Source organism: Ruegeria sp. YTSB088 (genome assembly GCF_059609825.1).
On record NZ_JBXWMM010000001.1, the window covers coordinates 99,688 to 118,759 of the forward strand.

A 19,072-nucleotide genomic window follows, 5' to 3' on the forward strand; every position below is an offset into this window, starting at 1 on the left:
GTACCCGGATGAAACCTGTCCTATTTTACAAGAACTTGAAAGAGGCGGTTTAAGAGATGACGGGAAAACTGCTGGCAATTGTCCTGTTGCTGTCGGCCCTGGTCGCCGGGGCCGGAATGTATTATTTGCAGATCTACGGTTTCTACTATGAGGTCGAAGCGCAACCCGGTCAGGACGTGGTCCTGATGACGGAAGAAGGCGATACGCCCCTCCCGATCCCCTATTCAGAGTTTCAGGCGATCGACGCAGACAGTTCTCCGATCCGCTACCGCGGCTGTTTTGAAACGGATCTAAAACCGGATCAGATGGCCGGATTTATTCCTGTCGAAAACCCCGAACCATTGACCGCGCCGGGTTGGTTTGACTGTTACGACGCCGTGTCGCTAGGCGATGCGCTGAAATCAGGTCAGGCTCAGGCGTTCTTGGGTGTGAAAAACATCCATTTCGGCGTCGACCGGATTGTGGCGGTTGCCAAGGACGGCAAGGGGTATGTCTGGCACGCGTTGAACAATTGCGGTGAAAAAGCCTATGACGGTACGGTAGTGGGTGAGGAGTGCCCAAAACACCCTGATAACTGAGGAAAACCATGGCCGACGCCGTTTTGATCCCGGACTTCATTACTGCAACTCTGGGCTTTGCGGTGTATTTGTTGGGTGCTAGGATTAACAGCAAAGTCGCGGTTCTTAGACAGTTCAACATTCCTGAACCGGTCACAGGCGGCCTTTTGGCCTCGCTCGTGGTCTTGCTTCTCTATCTCGTTGCCAGTGTTGAGCTGTCATTCGAGTTGCAGACCAGGGACGCTCTGCTGGTTCTGTTCTTTGCCGGAATCGGATTGAACGCGCGGCTTTCTGACTTGATTGCCGGTGGTAAACCTCTGGTGATCCTGCTGATTTTGACGCTTGTTACGATCGTTGCGCAGAACGTTATAGGCGCGGCAGGGGCTTCCTTGTTTGGCTATCCGGTGCAAGCTGGCGTTCTGTTCGGTTCGGCCGCATTGATTGGTGGACACGGAACCGCAATCGCATGGGCACCCGAAGTAGCCGGCGCAACGGGTCTGGACGGTGCAACCGAACTTGGCGTTGCTGTGGCAACGCTTGGTCTGGTGCTTGCAGCGCTGGTGGGTGGCCCCATCGCCCGTCTTCTGGTGGAAACACGAGGCCTGTCGCCGGACCGCCCTGACGAAGAACATACGGTCGGACTGCCGGAAAAAACGACCGCGGCCACCGAAATTGACCATATGACCATTATGCGCGTGCTGCTGCACCTGAACCTTGCGATTATTCTGGGCTATGCGCTGGGCGAGGCGATTTCGGCAGCGGGGCTGAAACTGCCGCTGTTTGTGCCTTGCCTGATCATGGGCATCGTGATCTCGAATGTCCGAGCGGCCATCGCTCCGTCGGCGCCGCCGGTTGCGCGTACACCGTCACTGGCATTGCTGTCTGAATTCGCTCTTGGTGCTTTTCTGGCAATGTCATTGATGAGCCTGCAGTTGTGGACCATCGCGGAACTGGGCATGGCAATTGCCGTGATCATGTCGGCGCAAACTCTGTTCACGGTCGTTTTCGTGATTTGGGTTCTGTTTCCCTTGATGGGCTCGAACTATCGGGGGGCGGTGCTGGCAGCGGGCTTCGGAGGATTCGCCCTGGGCGCCACACCCACGGCGATTGCAAATATGACCGCGGTAACCAAGCGATATGGGCCTTCGCCTATTGCCTTTATCGTGCTGCCCCTTGTATCCGCCTTCTTTGTGGATATCGCAAATGCCATCGTCATTCAGACGATCGTAAATTTCTAAGGACCGACAATGCCCGACTTGCTGATCGAACTGTTTTCCGAAGAGATTCCTGCGCGGATGCAAGCGCGAGCAGGTGAGGATCTGAAAAAGCGGATTGCCGATGGTCTGGTAGAGGCTGGCTTGACTTATTCAAGCGCTGCCACCCTGACGACACCCCGCCGTCTGACATTGGCGGTGGAAGGTCTGCTGGCGCAAAGCCCGACAATCCGGGAAGAGCGCAAAGGACCCAAGGTCGGCGCGCCGGACAAAGCGATTGAGGGTTTCCTGCGGGGCGCGGGCATGACCCGCGACCAACTGGAAGAGCGCGAGACGCCCAAGGGCGCCGTTTATTTCGCCACCATCGAGAAGGCGGGTCGTCCGGCCGCCGAGATCATTGCCGAAGTGCTGGAGGCCACCATTCGCAATTTCCCATGGCCCAAATCCATGCGTTGGGGCAGTGGCAGTCTGCGGTGGGTCCGTCCGTTGCATTCCATTCTGTGCATCCTGACCGATGACTCCGGGGCGCAGGTCGTTCCGATGGAGGTCGATGGCATCCATTTCGGTGACACCACAGCCGGTCATCGTTTCATGGCCCCCAACCGGTTCCCGGTTACGTCTTTCGAGGACTATGCCGCCAAGCTGAAACGCGCATTCGTGATTCTGTCACCGGATGAACGCGCCGAGCACATCTGGAATGATGCGCAGAACATGGCTTTTGCCGCCGGTCTGGAAATTGTAGAAGACAAGGGACTGTTGGCAGAAGTGGCCGGTCTGGTCGAATGGCCCGTGGTTTTGATGGGCCAGATCGATGACGAGTTTCTGGAACTTCCGCCCGAAGTGTTGCAGACCTCGATGAAAGAGCACCAGAAATTCTTCTCGGTGCGCAACCCCAAGACAGGTCGGATCGAACGGTTCATCACCGTCGCCAACCGCGAAACCGCTGACAATGGCGCGACCATACTGGCGGGGAACCAAAAGGTGCTGTCGGCACGTCTGGCCGATGCCAAGTTCTTCTGGGAGAACGACCTGCGCATTGCCAAGTCGGACATCACCCAATGGACCCGTGCGCTGGAGAACGTGACCTTCCACAATAAGTTGGGCACCCAGGCCCAACGGATTGATCGCATCGCGGCGCTGGCCCGTGAACTCGCGCCGGTGACGGGCGCCGACCCGGATCAGGTCGAGAAAGCCGCGCGTCTGGCCAAGGCCGATCTGAGTTCCGAGATGGTCTATGAATTCCCCGAACTTCAGGGGCTTATGGGGCGTTACTATGTCGAAGCGGCAGGCGAAGACGCTGCCGTGGCTGCTGTGGCGCAGGAACACTATTCACCGCTGGGTCCATCGGATGACGTGCCAACCGCGCCGCTGTCGGTGACCGTGGCACTGGCGGACAAGCTGGATACGCTGACCGGGTTCTGGGCGATTGATGAGAAACCTACCGGGTCGAAAGACCCGTTCGCTCTGCGTCGCGCGGCGTTGGGTATTATTCGCCTGGTGTTGAATAACAACTTGCGTCTGAAGCTGGATCGATATTTTGACAGCCAACTGGTGCGCGCAGAAAGTGCCGCAAATGATGCGCTGGCGACCGATGATATCAATGCGTTGTTGGGCGAAATCGCGGACCATGGCGTCTTTGGTGCGGCTTTCCAGGCGGTCAAGGAAAAGCTGGCTAAGATGCCGAACGGCGACTTCCTGAGATTGGAGAAAAAGGTTCCCGATACGTCCGATGACCTTTTGTCCTTCTTCCACGACCGGCTCAAGGTCTTCCTCCGAGATGAGGGCATCCGCCACGACATCATCGACGCCTGTATCGCGAAGGATGGCAATGACGACCTCAACCTGCTGGTCAAACGAGCGCGCGCGCTGAATGCCGTGATCGCGACCGAGGATGGGGAAAACCTCGTGCAGGGGTTCAAACGGGCCAACAACATCCTGACCCAGGCCGAGGAAAAGGACGGAGTGGAATACTCCTACGGAGCAGATGTGAAATTCGCCGAGACCGACAGCGAGAAGGCGGTTTTTGCGGCTTTGGATAGGGCTCAGTCGCAGATCGATGTGGCTCTGAAGTCCGAAGACTTCCCAACCGCTGTGGCCGCCATGGCCGCGCTGCGCGGACCTGTGGATGGGTTTTTTGAGGACGTTCAGGTCAACACCGACAATGACGTTGTCCGCCGCAACCGGCTGAACCTGCTCAGTCAGATTCGGCAGGTTTGTTCCAGCGTGGCCGATCTGTCGCGGATCGAAGGCTAAAACCTCGGGCACGCAGCGATGCCTGCCCACAACGCCCTTGCACGAAGGGCGCAAGCGCTTATGCTGCACGCAAATCAAAAGGTGCTGCAGTGCAGAATAATCCGCATACCACGCTCATTACACCCGATGCTCCGGTCACGGCTCATACACATGGCGGGCGAGCCAAATGTCTGCAACGACTGGTTCGACTGGACCTGCCGGTGCCCCGGACCGTCGCGTTGTCGTTTGATGCAGTCCACCAGATTGCGGAAGGCGATGTTCCGAACCTTGACGCGATCCTTGAGCAATTCGATCCGGCGACACTGCTGTGCGTCCGACCAAGTTCCGAAGATCCCGATTGGGGTGGGCCCGGTGCGGTTCTGAACATTGGTATGAATGATGCACGCTACGTGGACCTGTCCGATACCATGGGGGCAGAGGCCGCCGCAGCGCTGTATCGCAGGTTTGTTCAAAGCTACGCGATCCACGTGGCGCGGCTGGACGCGGACGTGTTCGATGACATCGACATGGATGGCAGCGAAGGTCTGCGCCATTCCTTGCGCGCATACGAAGATGAAACGGACGAAGCCTTCCCGCAGGACCGCGGTGAGCAGTTGATCGGGGTTTTGCGCTCGATGGCCCGCGCATGGGACGGGACATCCGCACGGCTGTTGCGGCAGGCCAAAGGCGCCCCCGCAGATGCTGGTCTTGGGCTTGTCATTCAAGAGATGATCCCAGGGGTCGGACAAGGTGAGTGCGGGTCAGGTGTGCTTCAACTGGTCGACTCCACCACCGGAATGCCGCAGATCACAGGGCGTTACCTGAGCCAGAGCCAGGGCCGGGATGCGCTGGGCGAAGATGTGGCAGCGCTGTTTCTTGAAAAAGACCCGCGTGGACCGTCGCTTGAAGAAGTCGCACCCAAAGCGTTTGCCGAGTTGAAGGAACAAGCCGCGTTGATGCGCAAAAAACTGCGCGAAGAAATGCAGGTCGAGTTCGTCATTCAAAACGGCAAAGTGCATATTCTGGATGGCGTCCGGGTTCAGAGAACTTCGCGCGCGGCGATGCGAATTGCCGTTCGTCTGGCTGAAGACGGGATCATACCGCCGCAGGAGGCGGTGATGCGTGTCGACCCCCACGCGTTGAATGAACTATTGCACCGGCAGGTCCATCCGGAAGCGCGGCGTGATGTGCTGACGACGGCCATCGGTGCCAGCCCGGGCGCTTCAACGGGAAAGATCGTGTTTACATCTGCAGAAGCGCAGGCCAGTGCCGCGCGCGGGGAGGCCTGTGTCCTGGTTCGCCGCGAAACCTCGCCCGAGGATGTGCGCGGGATGCATGCTGCCGTTGCGGTTCTGACTGAAAAAGGCGGGATGACCAGCCATGCCGCCGTGATTGGTCGTGGGCTTGGCTTGCCCTGTATCGTTGGCGCTTCTGACATCCGGTTCCAGACAAAACAGAAGATGCTAACTGCGCCCGATGGTCGTGTCTTCAAAACTGGCGATGTTCTGACCATCGATGGCAGCTCTGGACAGGTGCTGGCGGGGCAGCCTGCCATGCTTGAAGCCGCGCTGGATGATTGTTTTCAGACATTGATGGCGTGGGCCGATGCCGAGCGTGATATTGACATCCGCGCCAATGCCGACACACCGGCCGATGCGCAAACGGCGCGCAATTTTCAGGCGCAGGGGATCGGTTTGTGCCGGACAGAGCATATGTTCTTTGAGCCCGGCCGCCTGATCGTGATGCGCGAGATGATTTTTGCACAAACGTCGTCGGGCAGGGCGGCTGTGCTGGAACGTTTGCTTCCGATGCAGCGTGAGGACTTTGTTCAGCTGTTCAGAATCATGGAAGGGCAGCCCGTCTGCATTCGCCTGTTCGACCCTCCATTGCACGAGTTCCTGCCAACCACGCGCAGCGGTCAACGGGAATTGGCCGAGGCGCTGGATTTGCCGGTTTCCGATGTCGAGCGTCGGGTTGATGCGATGACCGAATACAATCCGATGCTGGGCCTGCGCGGTGTTCGTCTGGGTGTGACCGTGCCTGAAATCTATGACATGCAAGCGCGCGCGATCTTTGAAGCCACGCTGGATGCCAGAAAGAATGGTGCCCCCGTCGTGCCCGAAGTGATGATACCGCTGGTATCCGCTAAACGAGAGGTCGAACTGGTCAAGTCCCGCATTGATACGGTGGCGGCGGCGGTAGCGTCGGAACGAGGGCAGGAGTTTGAATATCGGCTGGGTGTGATGGTCGAAACCCCGCGCGCCTGTCTGCGCGCAGAAGAGATTGCCCCGCAGACCGCGTTCATGAGTTTCGGAACAAATGACCTGACGCAGATGACCTATGGTCTGTCCCGCGACGACGCTGGGCGCTTTATGTCGGCGTATGTTCGGCAGGGAGTGTTTCGGGAAGATCCGTTCCACGTTCTTGATCCGGATGGGGTAGGGGAACTGCTTAAGCTTGGAGCTGAGCGGGGACGAGCTGCGAAACCGGATGTGACCCTGTCTGTTTGCGGAGAACACGGCGGAAACCCCGAATCAATCGCCATCTGTCGCGATCTGGGGTTCGACTATGTGTCATGCTCTCCGTTCCGGGTTCCGGTCGCTCGGCTGGCTGCCGCTCAACTGGCGATTTCCTCCAGACTTGGGGGTTGACAGGGCCTGAAAACCCAAGGATTAGTGGGTTATCTGGACACTCGTAGGCGAAATTTATCTTCGCTACGGGCAAGATTCCACTTGCATTTTTTGAAAGACTGGACCTTTTCGCTAGATTGCGTTAGATGCCTCGTCGCGCCCGCCGGGGGAGGGTATGGCGCGTGAAGTGCCTGTGCGAGGTTATCTGATGCTACGTTACATAATGGCTGTTGCCACAATGGCAGCAACCGTGCTGCCGAGTGCGTCCTTCGCCGAGAGGGAAGCGATTGATACTGCAAAGAAAGAACTTGTCGCCCGCAGCGAATTGCCGGCGCAAAGCTTTCGTGACTATTTTAAACTGTTCCAGCCCCGTAAGGCGGCTAAACCTGTTGAAATAACATACTCCAAGGACTGGCTTGACCAACGGCCCAAGGCGACCGGTGACGAAAACTGGAAGTGCCTGTCCGAGGCGTTGTACTTCGAAGCCCGTGGCGAAAGCGTGCGCGGTCAGTTTGCAGTGGCCGAGGTTATTCTGAACCGGGTCAAGAGCAGCCGCTTTCCGAGTTCATTGTGTGGTGTAATCCGCCAGGGGACCGGTAAGAAATACCAGTGCCAGTTCACGTACACTTGCGACGGCCGCAAAGAAGTCATTCATGAGAAGAAGGCCTATGAGCGCGTATCCAAAGTCGCTCGTGCAGCTATTGATGGTGTTGGCAAAGAGCTGACCGAAGGGGCGACGCACTACCACACGACAGCGGTCCGTCCATCTTGGTCGCGTGTCTATAAGCAGACTGCGCGGATTGGTGTGCATATTTTCTACCGCCACAACTATCGGACAGCGAGCAACTGATTGACGCACCCGCGCTGGAAGCTTGATGGCGCGATGCGGGTTGCAGTCTATATTACGGGCTCAGGAGGCCCGTAATGCTTTTCACCCGACGACACATTCTTAAAACAGCCGTCGCAGCCACAATTCTGCCGGTCGCGGCCCGGGCTGGTTATCCGCCGCTCAAGGCGCATGTGACCCGCCAACGCGTTGCACCTCAAGGGTTTCCTGACACAACAGTCTGGAGTTACGGTGACACAGTCCCCGGAACGGCCATAAGGGTCGATCAGGGCGCACGCGTTCAGCGCAAACTGGTGAATGACCTTCCGCAAGCAACATCGGTCCACTGGCACGGGATCCGCATAGACAACGCCATGGACGGTGTGCCCGGTTTGACTCAGGATGCCGTCGTACCGGGCAGTTCTTTTGACTATGACTTCGTCGTTCCCGACGCGGGCACCTATTGGTACCACGCGCATAACCGGTCGATGGAACAGGTGGCCCGCGGGCTTTACGGGCCGCTGATCGTTGCAGAGGCCACGGCACCGGATGTCGATCAGGATCTGGTGCTGATGTTGGATGATTGGCGGTTGAACCCTGAGACCGCACAGATAATGGATGATTTCGACAATGGCCATGATCTGAGCCATGCAGGTCGGCTTGGGAACATCCTTACCGTCAACGGATCATTCGATCCTGTGTATGCGGTGCGAAGAAACGAGCGGCTGCGACTGCGACTGGTCAACGCGTCCAATGCCCGGATCCTGGATCTGGATCTGGATGGTCTTGTGGGGTGGATCGTCGCGTTGGATGGAATGCCTTTGGAAAAGCCACTAGAACTATCCAGCTCTTTCCCGCTGGCGCCGGCGCAGCGCGCGGATCTGATTGTCGATGTCACCGCCGAAGGAGATACGGCAAGCTTGGTCAGTGTCGAAAGGGATGGATCCTTTGGTCTGGCGCGGTTCGAAGTCAGTGGTAGTGCTGCGAAGGCGCACAGGCAGGGTGTGTCAGCATTGCCGTCTAATCCCTTGCCTGAGATCGGAAATCTTCAAGAAGCACAAACGCACCAGATGCGTCTGCAAGGTGGTGCAATGCGCTGGCTGGAAAGTGCCCGGCTGGGCGAAGCTGAATTGTCGGGCCGCGAGTTGGCGCAGTTGGGCAAGTTCTGGGCGCTGAATGGTTACGCCGAGCGCCCCGAAGAGCCGTTTCTGGATGCTGCTGTCGGTAGTTTGCACAGGATTGAGTTTGTGAATGAATCCGCCTTTCCGCATGCGATGCATCTGCACGGACATCACTTCCGACTGATCCTTGGTGATGGTTCTCTTGGTCCCTGGCGCGACACTATTCTGGTCGGGCGAGGACAGGCTCGCCAATTCGCATTGATCGCGGACAATCCGGGGAACTGGTTGCTGCATTGCCATATGCTGGGGCACGCCGCGTCCGGGATGATGAGCTGGTTTCGGGTCTTCTGACGACGCATTCGGCGGTTGGAATGGCGCTTGTTTGAATGCTATAGGCCCTCGCAACGCCTATAGTAGGCGAACTTTGAAACGAGCCCGAAAAGGCCTGACCCATGAGTTCTGAAATCCGTCTGGCATTCGCACACCCGTCCGAACGGTCCGAGGCGACGTCCCCCCGGGGGCCGTTGGATCGTATCTCGTTGCGCGACCATATTGTCGAAGTCGAAATCGGTGCCTTCCAGGCCGAGCGGGGAACAACCCAGCGGATCTGTTTCAACATCGTGGTCGAAGTCCGGCCTCTGACAGACCCGATTGATGATGATGTGGATCGCATCCTGTCTTATGACAGGGTAACGGAATCCATCGCCTATGAGCTGGCGGCCGAGCGCCTGAATCTGCTTGAGACATTGGCAGAGCGTGTTGCGGAACGCATACTGCTTGAGCCTCAGGCTGTAAGAGTCTTTGTTCGCATCGAAAAACTGGATCGGGGTCCGGGCGCATTGGGGGTTGAGATCGTGCGCGGAAAAGACTCGGTCCACCACGAAGTGGCCGAAGAAGAACGCCCGCACCCCCGCCTTGTGTTCCTGTCGAATGACGCCATTGCCTCGGATAATCTGACGGGTTGGATTGATCAGTTGGAGAACCGTCGGCGTCCACTGATCCTGTGTGTCGGGGCGTCGGAACTGGCCGCTCCACAAACGGGACATGCGATGACGCAGCGCCGGATTGACCTATTGGCCATCGAACAGAATGCGTGGGTTCTGGCGGCACGAGATCATCGCTGTGTGGTGGTCTCGACGCGGACCGAATTGGATTGGGCGATGAAGAACGGCCAAATCTGCGTTTGGGCGCCATCCAAGATCGTATTGGACGCCGTTGACGGCCCGTCCGCTGCCCCGTCGGATGCCGTAGCGTTGGCTGCATGGTTTGCCGCGACCTTTGAGGCGAGCGAAATGATGGTGATCGGCGGCGCTTTGCCGACGGAACCCAAAACGCCATTGCGCGCTGTTGCGGTGGATCAGGCCCAGCTGTGAGCGCCTATTTCAGACCACTGGTCCAGCATGGAGCGACTCGTCCCACAGACGCTGTGCCGCTGGCCGGCCAACCGCTCTGGTTCACCCATGTCGAGGCCCTGCGGCGCGGGTCCGAACCCGAAATCGTCGCGGCCTCGGACGTTCCGTCGGATCACCTTTGCCGTTTGAGCCAACCGCGGGCTGACGTCGCAGGTCTCGACATGCACGTGCCTCATATCATGGGGATTCTGAATGCCACGCCGGACAGTTTCTCGGATGGCGGTGTTCACAGCTCGGCGAACGCGGCCCGTGCGGCTGCAGTCGAGATGGTGGCGCATGGGGCAACAATTCTGGATATCGGTGGAGAATCCACCCGCCCGGGTGCTGATTTTGTTCCGGTGGAGGAAGAGATTGCACGAACCCGCCCGTTGATCGAAGCGATCCGGTCAGAAACAGGCGCTTTGATTTCCATCGATACACGCAAGGCCGACGTCGCCAAGGCCGCCTGTGACGCCGGGGCGGGGTTGGTCAACGATGTCTCGGGCTTCACCTTCGATCCGGAATTGGCACCGTTCTGTGTCACGCAAGGTGCGCCTGTCTGTGTCATGCACATGCAAGGTGATCCGGCGACGATGCAGGACGATCCACAATACGACAATGTTCTGCTGGATGTTTACGACTTTCTCGAAAGCCAGATTGCGATGCTGGAAGGCTTGGGCCTGAGCCGCGATCTGATCGTCGTGGATCCCGGGATCGGGTTTGGGAAGACAGAGGATCACAATTTGACCCTTCTGCGCAATCTCAGCCTGTTCCACGGGTTGGGCTGCCCGATCCTACTGGGCGTGTCGCGCAAGGGCTTCATTGGGTCCATCGGAAATGAACCTCGCAAGACTGCCCGCGCACCGGGATCAATTGCAGTGGCTCTGGCAGGATTGTCTCAGGGCGTGCAGATCATTCGCGTTCATGACGTGGCCGAGACCTCTCAGGCCTTGCGCCTATGGGCTGCTGTCCGGTAATCCGGTCGCACGACAAATCACGGAGTGACACTTATGCGCAAGCTGTTCGGAACCGACGGGGTGCGGGGCACCGCCAACACGCATCCGATGACGGCAGAGATGGCGCTGCGCATCGGGGCAGCGGTCGGGCGGTACTTTCGACGCGACGCGACAGGTGTGCACCGGGTTGTCATCGGTAAGGATACACGCCTGTCCGGCTATATGTTGGAAAATGCGCTGACGGCCGGATTGACGTCCACAGGAATGAATGTGTTGCTGCTGGGACCCGTTCCGACCCCCGCCGTTGGTCTCATGACCCGGTCCATGCGAGCCGATTTGGGCGTCATGATTTCGGCCAGCCATAACCCTGCCGAAGACAACGGGATCAAGTTCTTTGGCCCGGACGGCTACAAACTGTCCGATCAGGCCGAGGTCGAAATCGAAAGGCTGATCGACGATGGCGTCAGGCCAGCCCAGGCGCAGAATATCGGTCGGGCGCGCCGGGTTGACGATGCACGGTTTCGCTATGGCGAGCGTGTGAAATCGTCGTTGCCGCGGAACGTGAGTCTGGATGGTTTGAAAGTGGTGATCGATTGTGCAAACGGCGCAGCCCACCGCACCGCGCCGGAAGTTCTGTGGGAGCTGGGTGCAGATGTGATTCCCGTGGGAATTGCGCCCAACGGCAAGAACATCAACCTCAACTGCGGATCGACCAAGCCACATCTGGCCGCTGAAACCGTTGTCGCGCATGGTGCCGACGTGGGCATTTGTCTGGATGGCGACGCGGATAGGGTGGTTGTGGTCGATGAAACCGGTCAGGTGGCTGACGGCGATCAGCTTATGGCTTTGCTGGCGACGGCGTGGAAGAAATCGGGCCAGTTGAAGGGCGATGCCCTGGTCGCGACTGTCATGTCCAACCTGGGTCTGGAACGCCACTTGACAGCGCAGGGTTTGCGTCTGGAGCGAACGGCCGTCGGCGATCGCTACGTGGTCGAACGGATGCGTGAAGGTGGGTTCAACCTTGGCGGGGAACAGTCCGGCCATATCGTGATGAGCGATTATGCCACCACCGGTGACGGCTTGATGGCAGGCCTGCATTTCCTGGCGGAAATGGTTCTGTCGGGGCGCAAGGCGTCGGATCTGTCCAAACAGTTCGAAACCGTGCCGCAGTTGCTGAAGAATGTACGTTATTCCAGCGATCAAACCCCGTTGGAGGTGCAAAGTGTACAGGCGGCCATTGCCGATGCCGAGGCACGGTTGAATGGGCAGGGCCGGTTGTTGATCCGCAAATCCGGGACCGAACCGTTGATCCGCGTGATGGCTGAATGCGAAGACGATGGGTTGCTGACCCAAGTCGTTGACAGCATCGTCGCCGAGGTCGAGGCCGCCACAAGCTAGTGCCCGAACAGAACCTTGCGCAGGCTGAACCATTGACTGATGGCCATGCCTGTCAGGATCAACGCAAGGGCGATGAAAAAGCGCAGGGGCAGGGCCTCGGACAGAACCCACGCGCCGAATACCATTGACCAGATGGGCACCTGATAGTTCACCAGTGTCAGAAACACAGAACCTGCGCTGCGGGTAATGGACACGCGCAGCAGGGTGGCGAATGCCGTCGGCACCAAGCCCAGCACGATCAGAGCAAGTGTGGGGCGCGTGCCTTGCCATCTGGGCAAGCCTTCGGCCATCAGCATGATTGGCACCAACAAAGCAGCCCCAACCAGCAGGGTCAGCGCAGCAAGCGCCAACGGGTCGACAGGCGGACAGCGACGGGTCAAAATCGACGAAGACGCATAGCACAATGCGGCAGTGATACAGGCCAATTGGGCCAGAGGTTCGGCTCCCTGGCCAAGCTGTGCCAGACCGGGGCCGATCAATACCAAAGCTCCCGAGAAGCCCAGACACACGCCCAGCAAGCGACGTAGATTAAGCGGCTCGTCAGAAAAGAAATGCGCAAGCGGCAATACCATCAGTGGAATGGCGGCCATGGACAACCCAGCAAAGGCGGATGGTACGAATTGTTGCCCCCAGCTGAGCAGCATGAAGGGTACGGCTGTGGATAGAACACCAATCAGAAGTATCGAACTCCCAAGGGCAGGCGTCAGAACAGGCATTTTGCGCCCGGTTACCCACATCAGCAACAGAAGCGTTACGGCACCCAGGGTGGTTCTGGACGTGGCGACCGTGATCGGCCCATAGCCTTCCAGCGCCATCGCAACGACCATGAACGTTGCGCCCCAGATCAGGCCCAGCGTAAAGACGCCGCTCCAGTCCTGTTTTGTCGGCTGTTGCACCATTGGTTTGTCCTGTCGGGCAGCGCAAGTTCGCGAAATAGATTAGTCTGATCGGGCGTTTATGTGCCGCGCCACTTTTTTGTGCAAACGAAAAAGGGCGACCGCTGTGGCCGCCCTGATGCTGACTAAGGTCAGGCTTAGTTCTTTTCTTTGTCGACCATTTTGCCGGCCGAGATCCACGGCATCATGCCGCGCAGCTTGGCGCCGGTTTCTTCGATCTGATGCTCGTCATTGGCACGGCGCGCCGCTTTGATGGTCGGCTGGCCAACGGCGTTTTCCAGCATGAAGTCACGAACGAATTTACCCTGCTGGATGTCGTTCAGGACCTCTTTCATACGCGCTTTGGTTTCGTCGTATTTCAGGATACGCGGCCCGGTGACGTACTGGCCGTACTCTGCGGTGTTCGAGATCGAATAATCCATGTTGGCGATGCCGCCTTCGTAGATCAGATCGACGATCAGTTTCACTTCGTGCAGACACTCGAAATAGGCCATTTCAGGGGCGTACCCGGCTTCGACCAAAGTCTCAAACCCGCAACGGATCAGTTCGACCAGACCGCCGCACAGAACAGCCTGTTCGCCGAACAGGTCGGTCTCACACTCTTCACGGAAGTTGGTTTCGATGATGCCCGAGCGGCCGCCACCAATGGCCGAGCAGTAGGACAAGCCGATTTCCAGCGCCTTGCCGGTTGCGTCGTTGTGAACCGCGACCAGGCAGGGAACGCCGCCGCCCTTGGTGTATTCGCCGCGCACTGTATGGCCGGGGCCCTTGGGGGCCATCATGATGACGTCGACGCCTTCTTTCGGCTCGATCAGGCCGAAGTGAACATTCAGGCCGTGCGCAAACGCGATGGCCGCACCGGGCTTGATGTTGTCGTGGACGTATTTTTTGTAGGTCTCGGCCTGTAGCTCGTCGGGCATGGTGAACATGATGACGTCGCACCAGGCCGCCGCTTCGGCGATGCCCATGACTTGCAAACCTTCGGCTTCGGCTTTTTTAGCCGAAGGCGATCCTTCGCGCAGGGCGACGACCAGGTTCTTTGCACCGGAGTCGCGCAGGTTCAGCGCGTGAGCGTGACCTTGCGAGCCATAGCCGAGGATGGCCACTTTCTTGTCTTTGATCAGGTTGATGTCGCAATCGCGATCGTAATAGACGCGCATTTCGCCGGTCCTTTCTGGTTAGGTTGCGGCGGTTGTATCTGCCTGTTCGCGCAATGGCGATAGGGTTGGGCTTGAGTATTTGCAAAAAAGATGAAGAATAATTCGCGATAACAGGAGAAAATAAAAAAATCATGCTTGATGATATTGATCGACGCATTCTGCGCCACTTTCAAGCAGACCCGAGCCTGACAACAGCGGAACTGGCCGATCTTTGCCGGATCAGCGCGGGTGTCTGCTGGCGGCGGATCGAAAAGATGCAGGCCGCAGGGATCATCGAAGGGCAGGAGGCCGTGATAGACTGGGCCGCGATGGGATATGCAGTCGAGGTCTCGCTTCGGATCACGCTTGACAAGACTCAAGCCCGTGCGTTCGACGAATTCACGCAGGCGGCGCGTGATGTGGCAGAGGTAATCGAGATCCAGACCTTTCTGGGTCGTGTCGACGTTCGTCTTTCCGTCATTGCAAGAGATATGAAGCACTATCAGCAGCTCTATCGCGACCGGATTCTGACCCTGCCTCATATCGCCGATATCGAGGCCCTGATGCATATCGCGAGGGTCAAGCGGGACGAGGTACTGCCGGTATGATTGAGCTGGATGAGATTGATCGCGGTCTTCTTCGCGCACTGCAACAGGACGCGACGCAAAGTGCCGGAGCGTTGGGGCGCAGGTTCGGGTTATCTCAACCCGCCACGTGGCGTCGTATCCGCAGGCTGGAAGAAACCGGGGTAATCAAGGGCCGACGGCTGCGCCTGAATGCCGAGGCGCTTGGGTTTGGTGTTACCGTCTTTCTGGGTATCAAACTCGGGCGAAAAGGCCAGATCAGCCTTGAAGATTTTGAGCGCGCCGTCAGTGCCGTTCCCGAGGTGCAGACAGTCGAGCATGTGCTTGGACTGTATGACTATCGACTGCGTGTCGTGGCCCGAGACTTGGCTGATTTCGAGCGTGTATTGCGGCGCCGGATCATGACATTGCCGGGCGCGGGCGATGTCGAGGCAAACGTGCTGCTTAGCGAAGAACGCCTACCTGGGCCGATCGGTTGAATACGCTCAGTATTTGGTACGAATACAATAACCCGGATGGTGTGTCATACGCGCAAAGGTGAGTGGTTTGTCTTCTTTCCACGTTGTGCGTTCCATCTGAATCATGGATGTCCCTGCCGTGGTGCCCATGAATTCTGCCAACCGCGCATCCGCAGAAATGGCGCAGAAAGCAACCTCGGCGTCGGTAAAGGGCGCAGCCGTCAACAGCCACTCATGTGGCCCCTGTTCGATCAGGTCCGCGTCCTCTACATCTGGAACAGCCTCAATGTTGATCCACCGTTCTTCCATCTGAAAAGGCCGATTATTTGCATAATGCATGCAGACAATATGCAGAACGCGCACATCCGGTGCCACGTTGATTTGTGACGAAAGCCATCCGGGGCTGGTGACTACGTTCCGTTCAACAAGCGCGTAGCGATAGGTTGCATTCTGGCTTTCGACCACTTGCCGCGCCAGTGAAAATTCGAGTTTGGCGTGTTTGCTGGGCTCTTTCTTGACACGTGTTCCGCTCTTGCGTTTGCGCTCGACAAAGCCCTGATCGGCCAGTTCCCTCATGGCTCTGTTCACAGTGGCCCGGGCGCAATTGAATTCCTCAGCCAGCTGAGTCTCTGTCGGCAAAAGCGATCCTTGTGGCCAGACACGGCTTTCAATGCGTCGTTTTACTTCGTCTCGAACGAACTGGAAGCTGATCCGCTTTTGTATCGTCACGGGTAAATATGTCCCTTCAAGTATAAAGTGTGCGCATCTGTTCAGAATCAAGCAGAAGTGTAAAGGGGAAGTGACACTACTTGGCGTCATTTCTCGTGTTTTCAGGGGCGTAGGCGGAAAAAAGTTACTGTTTCCGCTACTTTACATGGGGTCAAACTTTTGTCGCGAATGGGCTTTACCCGCACGAGCAAAGGGGACAAAACTTCGAAAACGATTTGGAAAGGACGCCTCATGCCTGCCTTGTTGGATACCGTTGACCCGAACGGGCTTGAAGAATTCTCGGTCGTGTTTACCGACCGCTCTCTGAACCATATGTCGCAGAAGTTTCAGCAGGTGATGCGCGACATTTCGGACATGCTGAAAGACGTGTACAACGCGGAAGGTGTCGCAGTTATTCCGGGCGGTGGAACCTATGCCATGGAAGCGGTCGCCCGACAGTTTGCGCGCGGCGCGGATGTGCTGGTGGTTCGCAACGGATGGTTCTCGTACCGGTGGAGCCAGATCATTGAGAGCGGTTCCCTGACAAACTCGACCACGGTCATGAAAGCGCGGGAGACTGGCAATGCCAGCCCATCGCCTTTTGCGCCTGCTCCGATCGAAGAGGTCGTCGCCGCGATTCGCGAACAAAAGCCCGGTGTTGTTTTTGCTCCGCATGTCGAAACCTCGGCGGGGGTCATTCTGCCGGATGATTATGTGACCGCGCTGGCAAGCGCGGCGCACGAGGTGGGTGCATTGATGGTGTTGGATTGCATTGCGTCGGGTTGCGCCTGGGTGGACATGAAAACCACCGGTGTCGATGTTCTGATCTCTGCGCCTCAGAAGGGGTGGAGCGCGTCGCCATGTGCCGGTCTGGTCATGCTGTCTGAACGGGGCGAGGCACGGCTGGAGCAGACCAGTTCTGACAGTTTCGCCATTGATTTGAAGAAATGGCGGCAGATCATGCAAGCCTATGAAAACGGCGGCCACGCCTATCACGCCACGATGCCGACCGATGCTTTGCTGGCTTTCCGCGACACCATGGCAGAGACTCGAGATTATGGGTTCGAAAAACTGCGTGCGGCGCAGTGGGCGTTGGGCGACGGTGTGCGGTCGATGCTGAAGGACAAGGGCGTTGTTTCGGTTGCCGCCGACGGTTTCGGCGCGCCCGGAGTTGTGGTCAGCTACACCTCGGATCCCGAAATTCAGAACGGCAGGAAATTTGCGGCACTGGGTATGCAGATTGCCGCTGGTGTCCCGTTGCAATGCGATGAGCCCGAAGGGTTCAGCACTTTTCGGTTGGGCCTGTTCGGGCTCGACAAGCTGTACGACGTGGACGGCACCATCGCGCGTTTGAAGCGGGTGCTGGATCAGGTTCTGTAAGCGGACCGGGCCTTAGCGAACGCCAAGGCCCATCTGCATCAACGTCTTGCGCACGCTTGGCAGAGAATAAAGCGCGCTCAGACCCATCGCCCGTGCATCCCGCAGCGGACGTGCCTCGATCATCGAGGCGCGGTTCAGCAGATCAATGCCCTTGACGCGCATCTCGACCTCGGTGTGACGGGCCTTGTGATAGGCGTCCAGCATCTGTGCGTCTCCCAGACCTTCGGGCCGGGCCTGCGCCAAATCCAGCAGGCAACGCAGATCGCCCAGCGACATGTTCAATCCCTGTGCTCCGATGGGTGGCACCACATGCGCGGCCTCAGCCATCAGGGCAATGCGTTCCCCCGCCAGCCGTTCTGCGGATTGGCTGATGATCGGCCAGATCGTTCTGCGGGAGGCCAAATTCAGCGGGCCGAACAAACCGCAAGAACGAGCGGTCATAGCGGCTTCGAATGCCTCGGGCTCAAGGTTCAGGAGTTCAACGGCCTTCGGTCCGCGTTCCATCCAGACAATGGCGGACGAGGGCTGCCCTTTCCAGTCAGGCAGAGGCACCATCGTGAACGGTCCCCCGGATCTGTGAATCTCGGTCGAGACTTGCTCGTGTGGAATTGGGTGTGTCACCGCAAATGCCAGCGCCTTCTGCCCATATCGTGTCGTGTGCACTTTGATCCCGGCGGCTTCGCGCATAGGTGAGTTGCGACCATCGGCGGCAAGCACCAGTTTACACCGGACGCGGCTTCCATCGCTCAGGCCCACGCGGGCCTCGGCGGTTCGGGTGAACAAGCTGGTGGTTCCGGTGCCGGGGCGGAAATCGACATTGGGCAATTCAGCCAGTCGCGCCACCATTTCTCGGCGCAGCAACCAGTTGGGCAAATTCCAACCGAAAGGGTGTTCAGAAATGTCGGCTGCGTTGAAGTCGCGGACAACGCGCGGCTCGGGCACGTCGCCGCCCGCGTCAACGATCCGCATGATTTGCAGCGGAGCCGCGTGAGCATCCAGCCTTGCCCACAGACCGCATTGTTCCAGCAGGCCGCGCGCAGGCTGCAAAAAAGCTGTGGTGCGCAGGTCTGACCCGTCCACATCCCGCTCGGTGATCGGAGGGCTCGGATCAACGCAGATCACTTCAAATCCTGCCGTTCCGAATACCGCCGCAGCAGTCAGACCGGCGATCCCACCACCGGAAATCAGGATGTCACAGCTGTCGGTCATGGCGCCTCTCATCATTCCGGGCAGAACCTAATTCGGATCTGCCCCGAGTACCAAGTGACATCCTGTCCCGTATTTCAGCCGCGCGAAATCAGGACGAGGATCAGAAACATCACCGGCACCATCATAAGGGCGGGGATGTAGAGACCGGGAAGGCCGAACAGCATTATGGAACAGCCCCACATGCTGAAAATGGCAGCGACAGTATAGTACAGATCTTCTGGCTTAGCGTTAGCCGCGTCGCGCGCCAGCCACCCCATAACCGGAATTGCAAAGAAAAGACGTTGCCAAATCGGCAGGCGTCCGGGCATCTCGATCGCGCTCATCGGGGTCTCCATCTGTTCGTCGCTGCTGCGCATATAGGGACGCAGATGCA

At 58.2% G+C, this 19,072-nt stretch carries 17 protein-coding genes; 12 read left to right on the top strand and 5 right to left on the bottom strand.

Annotation, left to right across the window (positions count from 1 at the left end):
- Window positions 1-56: 56 nt before the first annotated feature.
- From AC2FFA_RS00530 to glmM, 9 genes are all read left to right on the top strand, one after another.
- Window positions 57-578, top strand: coding sequence for a DUF6446 family protein (locus AC2FFA_RS00530; RefSeq protein WP_496849346.1), 522 nt, complete (start codon window positions 57-59; stop codon window positions 576-578).
- Window positions 579-586: 8 nt separating this feature from the next.
- Window positions 587-1,795, top strand: coding sequence for a sodium/glutamate symporter (gene gltS, locus AC2FFA_RS00535; protein WP_496849347.1), 1,209 nt, complete (start codon window positions 587-589; stop codon window positions 1,793-1,795).
- A 9-nt stretch (window positions 1,796-1,804) separates the two neighbouring features.
- A complete protein-coding gene (gene glyS, locus AC2FFA_RS00540; RefSeq protein WP_496849348.1) occupies window positions 1,805-4,024 on the top strand; it encodes a glycine--tRNA ligase subunit beta in 2,220 nt (739 codons plus the stop codon).
- A gap of 89 nt (window positions 4,025-4,113) precedes the next feature.
- Window positions 4,114-6,654 (top strand): putative PEP-binding protein, encoded by a 2,541-nt coding sequence (locus AC2FFA_RS00545; protein WP_117869333.1) that lies wholly within the window; start codon window positions 4,114-4,116, stop codon window positions 6,652-6,654.
- 154 nt (window positions 6,655-6,808) lie between these two features.
- Window positions 6,809-7,483: a cell wall hydrolase gene (locus AC2FFA_RS00550; RefSeq protein WP_299896120.1), complete on the top strand. Its 675-nt coding sequence runs from the start codon at window positions 6,809-6,811 to the stop codon at window positions 7,481-7,483.
- Window positions 7,484-7,557: 74 nt separating this feature from the next.
- Entirely contained in the window at window positions 7,558-8,931 is a 1,374-nt protein-coding gene (locus AC2FFA_RS00555; RefSeq protein WP_496849351.1) for a multicopper oxidase family protein, read from the top strand.
- Between the two features lie 101 nt (window positions 8,932-9,032).
- A complete protein-coding gene (locus AC2FFA_RS00560) occupies window positions 9,033-9,953 on the top strand; it encodes a dihydroneopterin aldolase (protein WP_299638497.1) in 921 nt (306 codons plus the stop codon).
- The gene (gene folP, locus AC2FFA_RS00565) at window positions 9,950-10,948 is read left to right on the top strand and encodes a dihydropteroate synthase (protein ID WP_496681694.1); all 999 of its coding nucleotides are present in this window, start codon (window positions 9,950-9,952) and stop codon (window positions 10,946-10,948) included. The genes AC2FFA_RS00560 and folP overlap by 4 nt, the downstream gene beginning before the upstream one ends.
- Before the next feature lie 33 nt (window positions 10,949-10,981).
- Window positions 10,982-12,325 carry a phosphoglucosamine mutase gene (gene glmM / locus AC2FFA_RS00570; RefSeq protein ID WP_117869329.1) on the top strand — a complete coding sequence of 448 codons (1,344 nt, stop codon included), beginning with the start codon at window positions 10,982-10,984 and terminating at the stop codon, window positions 12,323-12,325.
- Here the strand turns inward: glmM and AC2FFA_RS00575 are convergent.
- Window positions 12,322-13,224 (bottom strand): DMT family transporter, encoded by a 903-nt coding sequence (locus AC2FFA_RS00575; protein WP_496849354.1) that lies wholly within the window; start codon window positions 13,222-13,224, stop codon window positions 12,322-12,324. The genes glmM and AC2FFA_RS00575 overlap by 4 nt on opposite strands.
- A gap of 134 nt (window positions 13,225-13,358) precedes the next feature.
- Window positions 13,359-14,381 carry a ketol-acid reductoisomerase gene (gene ilvC, locus AC2FFA_RS00580; protein WP_117869327.1) on the bottom strand — a complete coding sequence of 341 codons (1,023 nt, stop codon included), beginning with the start codon at window positions 14,379-14,381 and terminating at the stop codon, window positions 13,359-13,361.
- A 131-nt stretch (window positions 14,382-14,512) separates the two neighbouring features.
- Between ilvC and AC2FFA_RS00585 the strand changes: the two genes are divergently transcribed.
- Window positions 14,513-14,968, top strand: a complete 456-nt coding sequence (locus AC2FFA_RS00585; protein ID WP_117869326.1) for an Lrp/AsnC family transcriptional regulator — start codon at window positions 14,513-14,515, stop codon at window positions 14,966-14,968.
- Window positions 14,965-15,423, top strand: coding sequence for an Lrp/AsnC family transcriptional regulator (locus tag AC2FFA_RS00590; RefSeq protein WP_117869325.1), 459 nt, complete (start codon window positions 14,965-14,967; stop codon window positions 15,421-15,423). Before AC2FFA_RS00585 ends, AC2FFA_RS00590 begins: the two co-directional genes overlap by 4 nt.
- A gap of 6 nt (window positions 15,424-15,429) precedes the next feature.
- Here the strand turns inward: AC2FFA_RS00590 and hutC are convergent, their stop codons facing one another.
- Window positions 15,430-16,131, bottom strand: coding sequence for a histidine utilization transcriptional repressor HutC (hutC, locus tag AC2FFA_RS00595; RefSeq protein ID WP_254683811.1), 702 nt, complete (start codon window positions 16,129-16,131; stop codon window positions 15,430-15,432).
- A 231-nt stretch (window positions 16,132-16,362) separates the two neighbouring features.
- On the opposite strand from hutC, the gene AC2FFA_RS00600 reads away from it, so the two are divergent.
- Window positions 16,363-17,490, top strand: coding sequence for an aminotransferase class V-fold PLP-dependent enzyme (locus tag AC2FFA_RS00600; RefSeq protein ID WP_496849357.1), 1,128 nt, complete (start codon window positions 16,363-16,365; stop codon window positions 17,488-17,490).
- Window positions 17,491-17,502: 12 nt separating this feature from the next.
- On the opposite strand, the gene AC2FFA_RS00605 is transcribed toward AC2FFA_RS00600, so the two are convergent.
- Entirely contained in the window at window positions 17,503-18,699 is a 1,197-nt protein-coding gene (locus tag AC2FFA_RS00605) for a UbiH/UbiF family hydroxylase (protein ID WP_496849358.1), read from the bottom strand.
- Between the two features lie 74 nt (window positions 18,700-18,773).
- Window positions 18,774-19,022, bottom strand: a complete 249-nt coding sequence (locus AC2FFA_RS00610; RefSeq protein WP_117869322.1) for a hypothetical protein — start codon at window positions 19,020-19,022, stop codon at window positions 18,774-18,776.
- Window positions 19,023-19,072 lie beyond the last annotated feature (50 nt).